At 57.9% G+C, this 16,780-nt stretch carries 12 protein-coding genes; 8 read left to right on the top strand and 4 right to left on the bottom strand.

From position 1 onward, the window contains the following. Nucleotides 1–28: 28 nt before the first annotated feature. The 3 genes from OZX64_RS06560 to OZX64_RS06550 all read left to right on the top strand — a co-directional run bounded on the left by OZX64_RS06560 (nt 29) and on the right by OZX64_RS06550 (nt 2,997). Nucleotides 29–1,021 carry a hypothetical protein gene (locus OZX64_RS06560; protein ID WP_277172199.1) on the top strand — a complete coding sequence of 331 codons (993 nt, stop codon included), beginning with the start codon at nt 29–31 and terminating at the stop codon, nt 1,019–1,021. Then, on the top strand, nt 1,018–1,575 hold the full coding sequence (locus OZX64_RS06555; RefSeq protein ID WP_277172197.1) for a DUF3180 domain-containing protein: 558 nt from the start codon (nt 1,018–1,020) through the stop codon (nt 1,573–1,575). Before OZX64_RS06560 ends, OZX64_RS06555 begins: the two co-directional genes overlap by 4 nt. Before the next feature lie 99 nt (nt 1,576–1,674). Continuing rightward, entirely contained in the window at nt 1,675–2,997 is a 1,323-nt protein-coding gene (locus tag OZX64_RS06550; RefSeq protein ID WP_277172195.1) for an MFS transporter, read from the top strand. Nucleotides 2,998–3,146: 149 nt separating this feature from the next. Here OZX64_RS06550 and OZX64_RS06545 read toward each other — a convergent pair whose 3' ends face one another. Continuing rightward, nucleotides 3,147–4,073 carry an acyl-CoA thioesterase domain-containing protein gene (locus OZX64_RS06545; protein ID WP_277172193.1) on the bottom strand — a complete coding sequence of 309 codons (927 nt, stop codon included), beginning with the start codon at nt 4,071–4,073 and terminating at the stop codon, nt 3,147–3,149. A 362-nt stretch (nt 4,074–4,435) separates the two neighbouring features. Here OZX64_RS06545 and OZX64_RS06540 point away from each other — a divergent pair, with 362 nt between their 5' ends. Further along, on the top strand, nt 4,436–5,416 hold the full coding sequence (locus tag OZX64_RS06540) for a hypothetical protein (protein ID WP_277172190.1): 981 nt from the start codon (nt 4,436–4,438) through the stop codon (nt 5,414–5,416). Nucleotides 5,417–5,813: 397 nt separating this feature from the next. Here OZX64_RS06540 and ettA read toward each other — a convergent pair whose 3' ends face one another. Further along, nucleotides 5,814–7,490, bottom strand: a complete 1,677-nt coding sequence (gene ettA / locus OZX64_RS06535) for an energy-dependent translational throttle protein EttA (protein WP_277172188.1) — start codon at nt 7,488–7,490, stop codon at nt 5,814–5,816. A 328-nt stretch (nt 7,491–7,818) separates the two neighbouring features. On the opposite strand from ettA, the gene OZX64_RS06530 reads away from it, so the two are divergent. Next, nucleotides 7,819–8,709, top strand: coding sequence for a dioxygenase (locus OZX64_RS06530; RefSeq protein ID WP_277172186.1), 891 nt, complete (start codon nt 7,819–7,821; stop codon nt 8,707–8,709). 67 nt (nt 8,710–8,776) lie between these two features. Here OZX64_RS06530 and OZX64_RS06525 read toward each other — a convergent pair whose 3' ends face one another. Further along, the gene (locus tag OZX64_RS06525; protein ID WP_277172184.1) at nt 8,777–9,193 is read right to left on the bottom strand and encodes a peptide deformylase; all 417 of its coding nucleotides are present in this window, start codon (nt 9,191–9,193) and stop codon (nt 8,777–8,779) included. Between the two features lie 293 nt (nt 9,194–9,486). Here OZX64_RS06525 and OZX64_RS06520 point away from each other — a divergent pair, with 293 nt between their 5' ends. The 3 genes from OZX64_RS06520 (at nt 9,487) to OZX64_RS06510 (ending at nt 15,335) form a co-directional block, all read left to right on the top strand. Continuing rightward, complete coding sequence (locus tag OZX64_RS06520; protein WP_277172181.1) at nt 9,487–11,514, top strand: DEAD/DEAH box helicase; 2,028 nt, start codon at nt 9,487–9,489, stop codon at nt 11,512–11,514. Nucleotides 11,515–11,591: 77 nt separating this feature from the next. Further along, complete coding sequence (locus OZX64_RS06515; protein ID WP_277172179.1) at nt 11,592–12,281, top strand: hypothetical protein; 690 nt, start codon at nt 11,592–11,594, stop codon at nt 12,279–12,281. A 147-nt stretch (nt 12,282–12,428) separates the two neighbouring features. Further along, nucleotides 12,429–15,335 (top strand): excinuclease ABC subunit UvrA, encoded by a 2,907-nt coding sequence (locus OZX64_RS06510; RefSeq protein ID WP_277175011.1) that lies wholly within the window; start codon nt 12,429–12,431, stop codon nt 15,333–15,335. A 182-nt stretch (nt 15,336–15,517) separates the two neighbouring features. On the opposite strand, the gene msrA is transcribed toward OZX64_RS06510, so the two are convergent. Beyond that, on the bottom strand, nt 15,518–16,570 hold the full coding sequence (gene msrA / locus OZX64_RS06505; RefSeq protein ID WP_277172178.1) for a peptide-methionine (S)-S-oxide reductase MsrA: 1,053 nt from the start codon (nt 16,568–16,570) through the stop codon (nt 15,518–15,520). Between the last annotated feature and the right edge of the window lie 210 nt (nt 16,571–16,780).

The raw sequence follows: 16,780 nt of genomic DNA, 5'->3' as shown, positions 1-16,780 counted from the left end.
GATTGATGATTCGCAAGAGTCGAGGGGCGTGACAGCTGATGGCACGCCCCTCGGCGTAGGCGCGCGGCTTTCGCTTTCGTTCGATGAGACGACAAGCGAGGATGTCGCCGCCGGTGCCGAGGTGTGGCAGCGGGTGCTTCAGGCCGTTGCCGCCGGCAAGGTGCATGCGCAGGTCGTACTGAAATTCGATGATTCATTTGCTGCCCGCAACGGTGATGGCAACGCTGCGGATTACGAGTCGGCAACGGGTCTTGCGTTCACCGATGTGCCGGTGACGATCGATAGAGGAGGCAACACCGACAGGCAGGGTGCGCAAACGTCCGGTTCGGCCGCAAGCGCCGCCCCCACCAAGGCTTCATTGGCCGGGGCTACGATAAACGAGCAGCAGCGTCGGGACAAAGCGCAACAGGCACAGGCCCTGCAGCACGACCAAGCCGATGACGTCTATGCTGTACCGAGGCGCGCCATCATCGCCATGCGCAGCAAAACCGGCGACGCCGCCAAGCGGTTCCGTTCGGTCATCGTCTCGTTGGATGCCGTGCCGGGCAACCAGGTCGAAGGAATCTCGCCGCTCTATCACGTCATGGGCATCGACAGTGGCGACGCCAGTGCCGCCGTTATCCGGCTGACCACCAAACTGAAACCGCATGCCATCGTATCGTTGCTCGATTCCCTGTCGGCATCACATGAAGGGGCCGTCACGTTGCGCCTGGTCGACGTCGAAGGTGAGGTCACAGGCGCGTTGGGTGCCGCCGACGGCGCGGATGGCAAGTCCTGTGCGGTCGGTGACGGCGTTATTGCCGGCGGCGCTGCCGAAGAGATGCCGGCGGATGCCGCCCCTGCCGTCGAGCTGCCGTTGGCTGCGGCTAAACAAGAGGCCGAGATCCTGGCGCCTTGGCTTGATATGGATCCCGATGCCCATCTTGACGGCGACCCGGTTTCCTTCCTGCTTGCCATGGCACCCGATGCCGCACGCGTCGGTAAAGTCGACGACCGCTGGATCCTGGGAGAGACGCGATGAGTGCACGACGAACCCCCTGGTGGTATTACGTAATAGCGGCGTTGATCGGCCTGTTGTTCGGCGCGATATTGGTCAAATCCGATGAAATGAGCGGGCTTTCGCTGATTGGTGCTCCATGGTTCGTCGCTTTCATCCTGGTGCTGCTCGGTGCGGTGGTGCTGCTGTTGGCCTTGCAGGTTCACCAATACGCCATCACCGATCCCGCCAAGCGCAAAAGCTGGATCGATCCCACCAAAGCCGTCTACACGCTGGTGCTGTGCAAGGCGTTGGGCATCGCCGGTGCTGGGCTTGCCGGCTGGTATCTGGCTCAGGCGATGCTTGTCTTCGGCCATTGGGGCATCCCGTATTTCCAGAACGTGATCATCCAGTGCGTGGTGACTTGTTTCATCTGCATCGCCGATATGGTGGTGGGCATCGTCGGCGAATGGCTCTGCCAGCTGCCGCCGAGCGAAGGCGCGGAGAACCCGAAGATCAAGGCCGCCAAACGCCGCGAGCGCCAGCGCAAGCTCGCCGCCGGCGGATCCATGAGCAAAAAGGATATTTCCCAGCAATAATTATTATTCGATAATTCGAACATTTCCGGTTATTTCTCTTTTTGGGCAGTACTATGTCTCATATCAGAGTTGTGAGGACTACGCCCAAAGGTGGGGAATATGGCAGGAAGTAAGGGAATTGAGCAGACTCCCGCTCAAAAGCTGAAAACAGGCTCAAAGACGGGCGGAGTCATGCTCATCGCGGCCTTGATGACGGGCTATTCCGTGGTCTACATGGACAAGAAACTGATTTCGGCGGCTATCATTCCAATATCGGCGCAATTCCATCTGGATACCGCGCAGACCGGCCTGATCATGTCCATGTTCTTCCTTGCCTATTCGCTCATGCAGATTCCGTGCGGCTGGCTGGCTGACAGGTTCGGTGCCAAAAGAGTGCTGATGGGCTCCATGATAGTGATTGCGGTCTTCTCCTATCTCTTCGGAATCGTCAGTGGACTTGCGCTCTTTATCGTCATCCGTTGCGGTGCCGGGTTCGGGCATGGCGGCTACCCTCCGAGCTGCTCGAAAGCGATAGCCGAGAACTTTCCGCAGGAAAAACGCACGTTCATCCAGTCCCTTATGCTTGCAACCAGCGGCATCGGCGGCATCCTCGCCTTTACGCTGGGAGCCCAGCTGATCGATTACAACTGGCGGATTGCCTATGCCGTTCTGGGAAGCTTTTATCTTGTCGCGTTTCTGATGATCTGGATTTTCGTTTCGGACGGCAAAAAAGACGTTGAGCCGGTACCGGCCGATACCAAGGTCCAGGTCGAGATTGACCATGAGGCCGAGGTTGAGGGTACGGTTGAGACTCAAGTCCAGGTAGAGTCTCAGAGGGACGATAGGCCGAAATTCAGCACGGTGATCACGAACCGGAATGTGATCGTGCTGTTCATCGCGATGTTCCTGATCAATATCGTTGTCTACGGCAACATGTCCTGGCTGCCGTCGTACATCACCAAAACCTTCCATCTGACTGTGGGGCAGGCCGGTTACATATTGGCGTTCAATTCTATATTCAGCACCATAGCCACGATTTTTTCGGGGAAGCTGCTTTCCAGGTTCTTCCTGCATCGGGAACGTCCGGCGACTATTGGAGCGGCGCTGATTATGGCCGCTTTGATCGCTGGATTTGTGCTTTCCAAAATTCTTGTGCTCTCCATTGTTTTGCTTATTCTCATCAGCCTGTTCGGTACGTTGGTATTTACCAGTATTTTCACTTGGCCACATAAGATCATGGATGCCCGTGTCATTGGATCGGCCATTGGGGTAATCAACACGGGAGGAACGCTCGGGGGATTCGTAGCTCCTGTGGCCATCGGCTATCTGGTGAAGCGGATGGGCGGTTCCTTCGTGCCTGCTTTCTTCTTCATGGCATGTATGGCGGCGTGTGTGGCGGTCGTGGTGCTTTTCGTCCGTGTGCCGAAGCAGAAGAAGGCTTGAGATGTTTGCGTCATTCTGAAATTCAGGTGGAGTTTGAATGTGTAGGAGCTTTGAAAGTTCCTACACATGCACAATAAAACTGCGTTTCAGCTGTCGATTGGAATTGTTGCGAGTCGGCAATCGGAACGCAGCTTGCAATACGGCTGGTTTTACTTCTTGTTGTCGTCTTTCTGTTCCGGCACACGGATGGTGGCTTCCTGCGTCATCGCGGCGAGCATCCTGCCGTCGGCCGAATAGACCTTGGCGATGCCCAGTGCGCGGCCGTGACCGGCGACCGGGGCATCCTGGATGTAAAGGTGCCATTCGTTCATGTCGATGTTGTCGTAGAACCACATCGAGTGGTCGATCGAAGCGTAGAAAATGCCCGGCGTGGAAATGCTCAGACCTGCGCGGCGCAAGTCCGGCTCCATCATCACCTGGTCGCATTCCAGTGCCAGCAGTGCGCGATGAACATTGCGCGAGGCCGTGATCGGGCTGGCCATGCGCATCCAGACCATCTGTTTGCCGGAGTCCTTGTCGGCGCTCTGCGTATCTGGCTCGAGCATCACCGTCGAACCGATGTGGCGGATATCGAACGGCGATTGAGAGGCATAGTATTTGGCGAACTCGGACTTGTCGGTGTAGGGTTCCATCAGCTCTTTGGCGCTGGTCAACGTTTCCGGGGAAGGAAGGTTTTGGGGCATGCTGTCATTGAATTCGACGCCGGACTGGCCGGCTTTCTGCAGACTTACCGTGGCGGTGAACAGCAGCTGTTCACCCTGTTTGGCATCCACGCGGCGTGTGGAGAAGGAACGGCCGTCACGAAGCGATTCGACCTCATAGCGGGTCTCTTCGTCGAGCTTGCCGACCTTGATGAAGGTGGCGTGGATGGAGTTGACGAGTTTGTCGTCATCGGCGGTATCGGCTGCGGCGATGATGGCCTGCGCGGTCATCTGGCCGCCGTAGATGCGTTCGGTGGGGTAGTAGAGGTTCGTGGCGTCATGGAAGACGGTGCGTCCGTCCCGCTCCTGTCCGGCTTCGAGTTCAAGCGCCTCAACCGCTTGCTGTGCCGGGTCGCCCGCCTTGACTTCCGCCATGTCGCTCCTCATTTCCTGTTTACAGTTTCTTGGTCGAGTTTATCCGCGCCGCCGAACTTTCCGGCCGGATTACGCCATTATCTGATAACGGTCCACGTGTCCGAACAATTCGTCAGATGCGGTTAAGTGGTCGTTACTGGTACAAAGTGGTCATTTCAGCCCATGAATTTGACCACTTTGTACCAGTAACGACTAGAAAATACCAGTGAAATTTGCGAATGAAGTAGGTATCGTGCAGGAATAATCGTGTGCATTGATGTGGATAGTCGATAGTTATCCACCGACACGCCGGGCAACAGAGCGTTCGACCACAGTACTCGTTTTTCCCGAGATGAAAACCTTAATGACGATAGTGTTTTGATATGGGAAGATATGTGGAAGAAATCAGCCGATTATTGGTGCAAGGCGAGACGCGGCGACGATATTGTTACGGTTCCAGCCCGGGCCAGTATCGGGCGTTGTCGAGGAAACTTCATGCCGGACAACTGGTGAGCCCATACAGGAACGTTTACGCGCGCAAGGAATATGCGGATTCGCTTGACCCCATCGAGCGTTCCCGTCATCTGGTTCGTACGCTGGCGCTTATGCATCCGTGGTGGAGGTTCGCGGGAATCAGTGCGGCTTCGATGTTTGGTTTTGAGCATGGATACGTCTTGCACAAAGACGGGCTGGTCTTCATCGCGGGAAAGGAATCGACGCCCAAATCTTCCGATTCGCATTTGCGTCATATCTATGCGCCGCATACTTCGATGAAAGTCATTGATGGGGTGAAGGTAACGAGCGTGGCGAGGACTTTGGTGGATTGTGCGTTGCTTTACCCGTTCGAACAGGTGCTTCCGTTGTTCGACAGCGCTCTGAGGCGTGGTCTGCTGGTAGATAAAGAGGTGACTGGAATCTGCTCGGGGTTGCGGTGCGATTACACGAGGGTGCTTAGACCATTGCGTTATGCTGACGGGCTCAGCGAGAACGGCGGAGAGTCGCGGTGCCGCGCGTTGCTTATTGATTCCGGTTTTGCCGTCCCACGGTTGCAGCGTGAGTTCATCGATCCTAAAACCGGGGCACGCTATCGTACCGATTTCTCGTGGGAATGCGGGAATGGACGGATCGTCGTTTTGGAATACGACGGATTGGAAAAATACGTCAATCCGGAGATGAACCATGGGTATGGTAGTTGGCAGGTTGTTAACGATGAGCGTGCCAGGGAATCGGCGTTGATTCGGGCGGGGGTATCGGTGGTGGTGCGGTTGTCGTCGAAACAGCTGCACGAACAAGGCGTACCTGTCCGCAGGCTTGTTAATGCCGGTGTGCCGATGATGCGACGGATGGTTTCGTCCCGCCAATGATGCCCATCTGGCGTAGATAATGGCGCTAATGAGTCGTTACTGGTACAGAGTGGTCATTCTATGTGGTTCAAATGACCACTCTGTACCAGTAACGACCACTTTATTGCAGCAGCGACTATCGGCTGGTAGTGGTGGCTGGGTCGTATCCCCAATAAAGAATCCCAACCGTTCCGTGTACTCGTGAGAGCTGAGAAACGGTTGGAATATGACGATTCTGCAGGTGGAAACGTGATTCTACTGGGTTAGCGGTTTCGCCTTCGCGTTCGATGCGTCGCGCTCACTGACGCTACAGGCAGTCCGCTGGACTGTCTGCTTAACGGTGAAAACCTGCTGTTTCGCCTTCGCGCTCGATGCGTCGCGCTCACTGACGCTACAGGCAGTCCACCGGACTGTCTGCTTAACGCGTCAGCTTACGATGGATGCGGTGGGGGCGGGAGGCCTCTTCGCCAAGGCGCTTGACCTTGTCGTCCTGATACGCCTGGAAGTTGCCTTCGAACCAATGCCACTTGGCCGGATTGTCGTCATCGCCCTCCCACGCGAGGATATGCGTGGCGATGCGGTCGAGGAACCAGCGATCGTGGGAGATGACCACGGCGCAGCCCGGGAACTCGATCAGCGCGTTTTCCAGCGATTCCAACGTTTCGACATCAAGGTCGTTGGTCGGCTCATCGAGCAGCAGCAGATTGCCGCCCTGCTTCAGGGTGAGTGCAAGGTTCAGGCGGTTGCGTTCGCCGCCGGAAAGCATGCCGGTGAGCTTCTGCTGGTCGCTGCCCTTGAAGCCGAAACTGGCGACGTAGGCGCGGGTCGGCACCTCGACGCCGGCGACCTCGATGAAGTCGTTGCCGTCCGAGACGGCCTCCCAGAGGTTCTTGTTGGGGTCGAGGCCCTCACGGTTCTGGTCGACATATGAGATTTTGACGGTGTCGCCGATCGTCAGCTTGCCGCTGGTGAGCGGCTCCTTGCCGACGATGGTCTTGAACAGCGTGGACTTGCCGACGCCGTTGGGGCCGATGATGCCCACGATGCCGTTGCGCGGCAGGGTGAAGGAAAGGTCATCGATCAGCACGCGATCGCCGAAGGCCTTGTGAATATGCTCGGCCTCCAGCACCTGCGAGCCCAGACGCGGGCCGGCGGGGATGACGATCTCGGAGAAGTCGAGCTTCTTGGCGTTGCGCGCCTCGTTCTCCATCTCGTCGTAGCGTGCGAGCCTGGCCTTGTTCTTGGCCTGACGGGCCTTGGGGGAGCTCTTGACCCAGTCCAGCTCGTTTTTCAAGCGACGCGCGAGCTTGGCGTCCTTGGCACCCTGGATCTCCATACGCTTTTCTTTGGTCTCCAGATAGGTGGAGTAGTTGCCCTTATAGGGGTAGAGGTGGCCGCGGTCGACCTCGCAGATCCACTCGGCCACATTGTCCATGAAGTAGCGGTCGTGGGTCACGGCGATGACGGCGCCCTTGTAGGTGTGCAGGAACTGCTCCAGCCACAGGATCGACTCGGCGTCGAGGTGGTTGGTCGGCTCGTCCAAGAGCAGCAGGTCGGGGGCCTCAAGCAGCAGCTTGCACAGGGCCACGCGACGGCGCTCGCCGCCCGAGCAGACCTTCACGGGGGTCTCTGGGTCGGGGCACTGCAGAGCGTCCATCGCCTGCTCGAGCTGGGAGTCGATATCCCAGCCGTCGGCCGCGTCGATCTCTTCCTGCAGCTTGCCCATCTCGGTCATCAGCGCGTCGTAGTCGGCGTCCGGGTTGGCCATTTCCTCGCCGATTTGGTTGAAGCGGTCGACCTTGTCGGTGATTTCGCCGAAAGCGGCCTTGATGTTCTCGCCGACGGTCTTGGTGTCGTCCAGCGGCGGTTCCTGTTGCAGAATGCCAACGGAATAACCGGGGGTCAGCTTCGCTTCACCGTTCGAGACGGTCTCTTGACCTGCCATGATCTTCAAGAGGGTGGATTTGCCCATGCCGTTGGGGCCGACGACGCCGATTTTCGCGCCCGGCAAAAAGCTCAGGGTCACGTCGTCAAGGATCACACGGTCGCCATAGGCCTTGCGAGCATTGATCATCTGGAAAATAAACTCAGCCAAGTATTCGTTCCTTTGTTGTTAATGTGTGCTTTGTCTCATTGCGTTTCAACCATTCCGCCGGGTTTGACCAACCCGCGGATTCAAGCCAATTTTGGCATATCGAGTAGACGTTTCAAGGAATCTTTACCCTCGGTTTAATGTCCCTTTTGTGCGTTTTGTCAAGAAATGACGTGTAAGCGGGAACAAATGGCAGCGCTGATATGTTGGGTCTGGTAATGTGCTTGGTCCGGTCTAAATGTTGTGATGTCATACGATTAGAATGTTTGAGGAAAGACGGCTGTGACCGGCTGAGGTGAATGATACTGAGACTTATGAAGGGAGCGGCGCTATGGAACGGAGAATGTCGAATCTTCCGGCGAATCTGCCAGAGGCTTTGCCTGTTGAGAACCCGCTGAGCTCGACCGATGCCCGTGTACCCGTGGAGATTGAACAGTCCTCGGGAATGTTGCTGCAGGGCCGTCGCTTGCGTTCCTTCGCCTACACGACCGACGCCGCAGTGATTCACAATACGAACGCCGACGCCATTCTGGCGGTCTACCCGTTCACCGGCCAGCCGGTCATCAACCAGGCGGTGCTTTCCGTGGCTCAGGCCCCGGTGTTCGTGGGCGTCGGGGGAGGCACCACCACCGGCACACGCGTGCTCGAATTAGCGGTGTTTGCTGAAATGCAAGGAGTCGCCGGTGTCGTGCTCAACGCGCCCAGCGAGGTGGAGATCGTGCGCGAGGTGTCGATGACCGTTCATGTCCCGGTGATGGCGACGGTCGTGAAATGGGACGATACGGTGCAGCGCAAGATCGAGGCCGGCGCGAAGATCATCAACGTCGCCGCCGGCAGGAACACCGCCGAGGTGGTGGCGCGCATCAAGGAGCGCTACCCGGAGATTCCAGTGGTGGCCAGCTCCGGCGGGTCGGCCGAATCGATCCGAGAAACCATCGCAGCCGGTGCCAACGCCCTGACATGGACGCCGCCGAGCGCCGCCGATCTGCAGAAGCGGATGATGGAACGTTACCGTCGAGGGGAGACCGGGCATCCCGACGGTGCCCCAAACGCTCCCAGCTCGCCGTTGCCCAATGTCAATGCGAACGGTACGACGAAAAGCTTCTATACATCCACGGCCAGCATGGGCCACCCTTATACGGATGTCCCCGCAGCCAAGCAGCCGAGTCCGCGCCACAAGAAGCAGACCCCGCCCAGCGCTGCCGTCGTGGAATCGGAGTGAACGCGACGGTTGGTTTTAGAGTGTTGGCCGGTAACTTCCGGCAGAGGTTTGCACGGCTGAGATAGGCTCAAATGACTATGCCATTGCAGTGGTCGATCTCATGCTGGATGATTTGCGCCGTCCATCCGTTGAAATTGGCGGTGCGCTCTTTGAACCGCCTGTCCTGATAACGCACCCGAATGGATGTGAACCGTGTCGTCTTTCTTCTGGATTCCAGACAAAGGCATCCTTCCTCGGTTTCGTATGGTTCGGCCTTTTCGATGATTTCGGGATTGAACATCGTCATGATGCGTCCGGTCAGATCATCGGAAAACACGATGATTCGTTTGTGTACGCCGATCATATTTGCGGCCATGCCGACGCAACGCTCGGCATTCGCCTCAAGCGTATCTTTCAGGTCAGCCGCGCACTTCAGATCCTCCGGCGTGGCAGGTGCGCTCGGCTTGGCGAGAAAGGCGGGTGAGGTGGTGATGGGTTGTTGCATGATGTCGTCCTCTGCGAATTGTCGGCGAAGTTTCTTTGATATTCAACGATAGTATTCGACATAGCTTTGTGATTTCGTGCGGTGCTATTGCGACGAGTGCGGCAATCGCTTATCTCATCGTTGTGGGGCGTGTCTGATATACTGAATTGTCCATTACGAAGCCGGGGTCCGCAACTATAAACGACAGGTCGGCTTCAATCTTTTGAAAGGCTATTGTGCCGAGGCGTCGTACTTACGAAAATAATCCAGACAACTCTGCCGATTTTAGCGGCGAGCGGCATGCAGAATACGAAATGAATAATCCTGATTCCCATAATTTCAAATCCAAGAAGGGTGAAGAAGCGGCCGAAAGCGCGGCTGCATACGCCAAGTCCGGCGACCGGCCCGAGCGCACCTTCGCCGAGCTCGGTGTGCCGGGGCCGCTGGTGAGCGTATTGGCTCGTGACGGCAAGACCGTCGCGTTCCCCATTCAGGCCGATACGCTCGGCGATTCGCTGGCCGGGCGCGATGTGCTCGGCCGGGGCGAGACCGGAAGCGGCAAGACGCTTGCCTTCGCCATCCCGCTGGTCGCCAGGCTGGGCGAACAGGATGAGGGCGAGGCGGTGATGCGCGACTTCGAGCGTATGGACCGCGGCGATCGCAATGCCCGAAAGCGTGCGATGCTGCCGCATCCGCATGGCATGATTCTCGCGCCCACCCGTGAGCTGGTCAATCAGATCAACGAGGTCGTGGCTCCGCTCGCCGCCGCCTACGACATGCAGACCGCCACCATCTACGGTGGCGTCAAATACAGCCGTCAGATCAACGAGCTGAAGGCCGGCGCCGAAATCATCGTCGCCTGCCCCGGACGCTTGGAGGATCTGCTGCGCCAGGGCGCGCTGTCCATCGAGGATGTGGAAGTGGCCGTGCTGGACGAGGCCGATGAAATGGCCGATATGGGCTTCCTTCCGTCCGTGCAGCGTCTGCTCGAACAAGTCGACCCGAACGGCCAGCGTATGCTCTTCTCCGCCACGCTCGACCACGGCGTCGATAAGGTCGTGCGTCAATTCCTGCACGACCCGAAGATCCACGAGATCGCGCCCGCCGACGCGCAGGTCGACACGATGACCCACCACGTCTTCGAGGTCTCGCAGGGCAACAAATACGAGGTCATCCGCGAGCTCGCCAGCGGCAAGGGCAAGCGCATCCTCTTCACCCGCACCAAGTACCAGGCAAAGAAGATGGCCGACAAGCTGGTGCATGAAGGTATCCCGGCCGTCGATCTGCAAGGCAACCTTTCGCAGAACCAACGCGACCGCCACCTGGCCGCGTTCACTTCCGGTGACGTCAACGTGCTGGTGGCCACCGATGTGGCCGCGCGTGGCATCGACGTCAGCGATGTGGAGATGGTCGTGCAGACCGAGCCGCCGGAGGACCCGAAGTCGTTCCTGCACCGTTCCGGCCGTACCGCTCGTGCCGGCGAATCTGGCGATGTGGTCACGCTGGTGCTGCCCAATCAGCGTCGTGACGCGCGTCAGATGCTGCGTCGCGCCGGCATCAAGGCCAAGAGCCAGCAGATTGTTCCCGGAGCCCCCGAACTTGAGGAACTGGTGGGGGAGCACGCCCCGCTGGTCGAAGGCTGGACGCTGACGGTGCCGGTGGTCAACCGCAGGGCCGGACGCACCGGTCGTGGCGGACGCAATGAGGGCCGTGGCGGTCATGGTGGATATGGTCGCAAGGATCGTGGCGGACGGCGTGACCGCAACAACCGTCATGAAGGTTCCCGGCGTTCGTCGGGCCGGCACGATCGTGAAGACGGTGACGAGGGATTCAACGGTCGTGGTGGTCGTAACGGTGGCTTCGATTCCCGTGATTTCAACGATTCACGATCGAACGGCAATCGTCATGACGGCCACAAGAACCGCAACCCCCGTTATGATGACGGCCAAGGCCCCATTGACGGCCGTTCCTCGCGTGGACGTCGCGATGACCGACGTTCGCGTGATTTCTACGATGACGGCTACCGCAAGAACAGCGGCAAGCGCTCGCGCCATTCTGATTTTGACGATCGCGGCAAGCGTGGCGGCAAGGGCCGTTATGAGGGCAACCGTTCCGGCGGACGCGGTGGGGATTCCTACGGCTCACGCAAGTCGAATCGTCACGACGGTGGCTACGGCAAGTCCGGTGGGCGTCGTGACGGGGGTTATGAGGACCGCCGTCACGATGGTCGCGGTCGTGATGAAGGTCGCTCCGGTGGCCATGGCCAGCGCTCGCGCAAGGCCGACGGTTTCCATCGTTCGCACGGTAAGCGCAACTCGACCCCTTTCCGTCGTTCTCGCTGAAACGCGGTAAGCGGCGGCTTGGCGCTTGTTGCCGGCTGGTTGTGATTTGACTGTGTTTAAAGGTGTCATGGATTTCCATGGCACCTTTTGCGTTGCCGGTAGAAATGTGCGGCTCTCGACTGCACTTTTTGTACGTTGCCGTCGGAAAGGTGCGTGTGGCATCATATAAAGTGCACTTCTGCGACGCTGGTGTCGGAAAAGTGCAATCAGTGGTTTCTCGACTGCACTTTTTCTACGCTGCCGTCGGAAAGGTGCGTGTGGCATCATATAAAGTGCACTTTTTCTACGCTGCCGTCGGAAAGGTGCGTGTGGCATCATATAAAGTGCACTTCTGCGACGCTGGTGTCGGAAAAGTGCAATCAGTGGTTTCTCGACTGCACTTTTTCTACGCTGCCGTCGGAAAGGTGCGTGTGGCATCATATAAAGTGCACTTCTGCGACGCTGGTGTCGGAAAAGTGCAATCAGTGGTTTCTCGACTGCACTTTTTCTACGCTGCCGTCGGAAAAGTGCATGTGGCATCATATAAAGTGCACTTCTGCGACGCTGGTGTTAGAAAAGTGCAATCAGTGGTTTCTCGACTGCACTTTTTCTACGCTGCCGTCGGAAAAGTGCAATCAGTAGTTTCTAAAGTGCACTTCTCGCACGGTAGCGTCGGAAAAGTGCATGTGACATCAAGTAAAATGCATTTTTCTCACGGTGGCGTTGGGAAAATGCAAGTTCTGTCGTATAAAGTGCACTTCTCGCACGGTAGCGTCGGAAAAGTGTAACTTTTTTTCGTGCAAATTGCACTTTTTGTTTGTTGAGAATCGTAAGAAGTGGTGGCCGATTATGCTCCGATATGGAACAAAGTAGGTACGGCGAATAGAGTTGGCAGAGTGAACGACAGCGGGAATGGAATATGTATGAAGAACGCGATGAACGGTGACAACATAAGTGGGCATGACGGAACCGATTCCGAAGGTTCTTCTGTGCCGGAGGCCATCGAAGTGCGCGGTGCCCGCGTCCACAACCTGCGTGATATCGACGTTTCGATTCCGTTGAATGAACTTGTCGGCATCGCCGGGGTCTCTGGTTCCGGCAAATCGTCGCTTGCATTGGGCGTGCTTTACGCGGAAGGCTCGCGGCGCTATCTTGACGCGCTTTCGACCTACACCCGCCGACGTATGACACAGGCCGAGAAGCCGCAGGTCGATTCGGTGCGGTTCATTCCGCCGGCTTTGGCTTTGCGCCAGAGGCCAGGCGTCGGCGGTATGCGTTCGACGTTCGGCACCTCCACCGAGACGCTGAACGTGCTGAGGCTGATGTTCTCGCGCCTTGCCTCGCACCGTTGCCCCAACGGTCACTACCAGAAGCCGACGCTCGATGTAGCAGCAGAAATTCCCATCCATTGTGCGGTCTGCGGAGCTCTTGTCGAGCCTCCCAGCGCCGAAGAGCTCGCGTTCAACTCCACCGGTGCGTGCCCGAAATGTCAGGGGACCGGGACCATTCACGAGGTCAACGACGCCGCGCTTGTTCCCGACGAAAGCCTCACCATCGACGAAGGTGCCGTCGTGCCGTGGCGCACCTTCGGCTTCAACGTCCAGCCGGATATCGTCCGTGAATTCGGCGTGCGCACGGATGTCCCCTTCAAGGAACTTAGCGACAAAGAGCGTGACATCGTTTTTAACGGGCCGGAAGAGAAGAAGCCCATTACCATCACCTCGATCAAGGGTGTGCATCATCTTGATTTCACGTTCCGCAACGCGAGACTTACCGTGACCAAGGAACTCGATCGAGCCAGCGACGAGAAGCGTATGGCCAAAGTCTCGAAGTTCCTGGTCGAGCGCGTCTGCCCGGATTGCGGCGGCTCAAGGCTGAACGCTGCCGCAAGGGCTCCGAAAATCGGGGAATACCATCTGGACGAGGTCACTTCCTGGCCTCTGCGCAAAGTGCTTGAATGGGCCAAGAGTGTGCCGGATTCGTTGCCGGGCGATATGCGGCAAATGGCTGACAGTTTGGTCGATACGTTGGAGGATATGGGCCGTAGGCTCATTCAGCTTGGTCTGGGCTATCTGACGCTCGACCGTGCCAGCGCTACGCTCTCCACCGGCGAACGGCAGCGTGCCCAGCTTTCGCGTGCGGTACGCAACGAGACCACTGGCGTACTCTACGTGCTCGACGAGCCTTCTACCGGTCTGCATCCGGCCAATATCGAAGGGCTGATCGGAGTGATGCGGGATCTCTTGGCTTCCGGCAATTCCGTGGTGTTCGTCGATCATGATGTTCATGTGCTTGCCGCCGCCGATTATTTTATCGAAATGGGCCCGGGTGCCGGCAGTCGGGGAGGGCGTATCCTCGCGCAAGGTGCACCGGGCGAGATATTGCGTAATCCGAAATCACGCATTGCGGGTTTCCTCGATGGTTCCCAGCCTGTGGTCATCCGCGAACGCCTTACGTTGCCGCCGATTTCGCGGGATTTACACACATTTATGGCAGTGACGAATCCTGATGATGAAGTGGTCAATCATCGTGGACAGGGCGGCTATCAATCAAAGCAGGTCAACGCAGAAGCGACTTCGGCCAAAGCTGTAGCTGCACCAACGATCGGCGATAAAGTTGATGGTTCGGCACGCGTAGCGGTGGCGGACTCTCCGTGGATCACGATGGCCACCGGCGCCATCCATACCGTGCATTCGCTTCATGTTGCGATTCCGCGTGGGCGGATGACGGCTGTCACCGGCGTATCGGGTTCTGGTAAGACCACGATGGTGTTGGAGTCGTTGATTCCGGCGTTGCAGGCGCAGGAGGACCATACGCCGCTGCCGGTTCACGTCCGCGCTCTCGATGCCGCCGGCATCACCCGCGTGCGTCTGGTCGATTCCACACCCATCGGCATCAACGTGCGATCGACGGTTGCCACCTACAGCGGCATCATGGATATGCTGCGCAAGGCCTTCGCCTCGACGGCCTCGGCCAAAAAGCGTAAGCTTAAGGTCTCGGCGTTCTCCTACAACACCGGAACGTTGCGTTGCCCGCAATGCGATGGCACCGGTCAGATCAGCCTCGATATCCAGTTCTTGCCTGATGTCACCATCACTTGTCCGACTTGCGTTGGTCAGCGATATCGAGCGGAAGTCAACGATATACGGTTGGCGACACCGACCCACCCGCAAGGGTTGACGTTGCCCGAGGTGCTTGATCTGGAAGTGGATGACGCTCTCGATGTCTTCGCGCTGGATGATCTGAACGATGGTCTCGGTCCGGCCTCCGTTTCCGATTCACACGGTTCCGCCAATCGTCAACAGTCCGATGTTCCGGCAGGTTCCATGCGCCAGCATCGGTTCAGTGTCCTGGCGGATTCTGCAAAATCCAATGGACCATTAGATCCGCTTGAACCCGGCGATATGATCACTCCGACCTTGCTCAAGCGCATTCATAGGGCACTTGAGACGTTGCACGACCTTGGTCTCGGCTACCTCACACTCGGGGAGGATACGCCAAACCTTTCCGGCGGCGAGGCGCAGCGCCTCAAGCTTTCCAACGAACTGGGCAAGAAACAGAACACGTCGCTGTTCGTCCTCGACGAGCCGACCACCGGCCTCCACCCACTTGACGTGCGCACCTTGATTGACGTGCTCCAGCGGCTGATCGCCGGCGGCGCCACAGTGGTTTTCATCGAGCATGATCTCGACATGATCGCCAACGCCGACTACGTCATCGACATGGGTCCGGGTGGTGGCGAGGAAGGCGGCACCATCGTCGCCGCCGGCACCCCGGACGAAATCGCGAGTAATTCCGCAAGTGTCACTGGCCGTTACCTGGCCAAGCATATGCAAGGCTAAAGGATATGCTTTGGCCGGCCGCGTTATAACGTGTCTGAAATCGTTGGAATAATACGGGTTCAACGTTGAAGGGCGGTATGGATAGAACAGTCATCCATACCGCCCTTCACGTATTAAAAGCTTCGGCTGCAATTAGGATGATGCCGACCGATTCGGGTTTACTTACCTCTTGTCTGCCCGGCTTATTGAGCCTCGTCAAGCAACTTCAGATATTTGCCGTAGCCCTGCGCTTCCATCTTCTCGCGCGGCACGAAACGCAGTGAGGCGGAGTTCATGCAGTAGCGCAGCCCGCCGCGATCGCGCGGTCCGTCATCGAAGACGTGACCCAGGTGGATTTGCGAGTCGGCGGTGCGGATTTCGATGCGCGGCCGTCCGGGAATCCTGGTGTCACGGTGCTCGGTCAGAGCCGAGTTGTCGATCGGCTTGGAGAACGCCGGCCAGCCGCAGCCCGCGTCGAACTTGTCGGTGGAGAGAAACAGCGGTTCGCCGCTCACCACGTCCACATAGATGCCCGGTTCGAAGTTCTGGTCGTACTTGTTGGCGAACGGGCGCTCGGTGGCCGCCTCCTGCGTCACCGCGTACTGCTCCGGGTCGAGCCGCCAGATGCTCTCGATATAGCGCTGTCGCTTGCCGACGTTCATGAGCTTGGCCACCGGAATATGGCAGTATCCGCCCGGGTTCTTGTCGAGATAATCCTGATGATAGCCTTCGGCGGGGTAGAAGTTGCGCAGCGGCTCGACAATCACCGCCGCCTCACGGCCCTCGCGCGTGACAAGCTGCTGCAAAGCCTTGTCGTATATGGCTTTCTGCACCTCGTCGAGATAGAACATCGCGGTGCGGTATTGCCGTCCGGTGTCGTTGCCTTGCCGGTCCACCGAGAACGGGTCGATGACGTCCAGGAACAGCAGCGTCAGCGTCCGCAGGGTCACGCGCTTCGTATCATAGTCGACGCGCACGGTCTCCGCCGCATCCGTCGCCCCGCTGCAGACCTCCTCGTAGCTCGGGTTCTCCTTGCGGGACTGCGCATAGCCGACCTGCGTGGCGGTCACTCCGTCGACACCTTGGAAATAGCGTTCGACGCCCCAGAAGCAGCCACCAGCGAAGTAGGCGGTCTGCGTTTCGGGTCCCGATGCGTTTGCGTTCGTGTCGCTGTTTTGCGTGGCGGTGTCGTCGTTGTTTTCGCTGCCGTTCAAAGTCTCGTTTTCCCTGTTTGCGTGATCATTCGTCATTGCCATGTCCCCTCCATGTTCATTTTCCGTATATTTGATTATTCGTCCGTTGTTGACAGTGTCTCACAAACCTGGGTAAAACGGCATGGAGCGTTCAACTAAGGCTGAAAGGTTGCGTTTCGCGGCGTTTCGTAACGCCTTCCTGCGTCGGGATTCCTGCGTTTGGAGGCATATCGTTTTTTGAGTTGGTTTTGTACTCTTTATACCCGATTGGAT

This window comes from Bifidobacterium sp. ESL0704 (assembly GCF_029392075.1).
In the GTDB taxonomy this organism is placed as follows: domain Bacteria; phylum Actinomycetota; class Actinomycetes; order Actinomycetales; family Bifidobacteriaceae; genus Bifidobacterium.
Note: the sequence above shows the minus strand (reverse complement) of the source record. Positions and strands in the feature narration are given on the sequence as shown.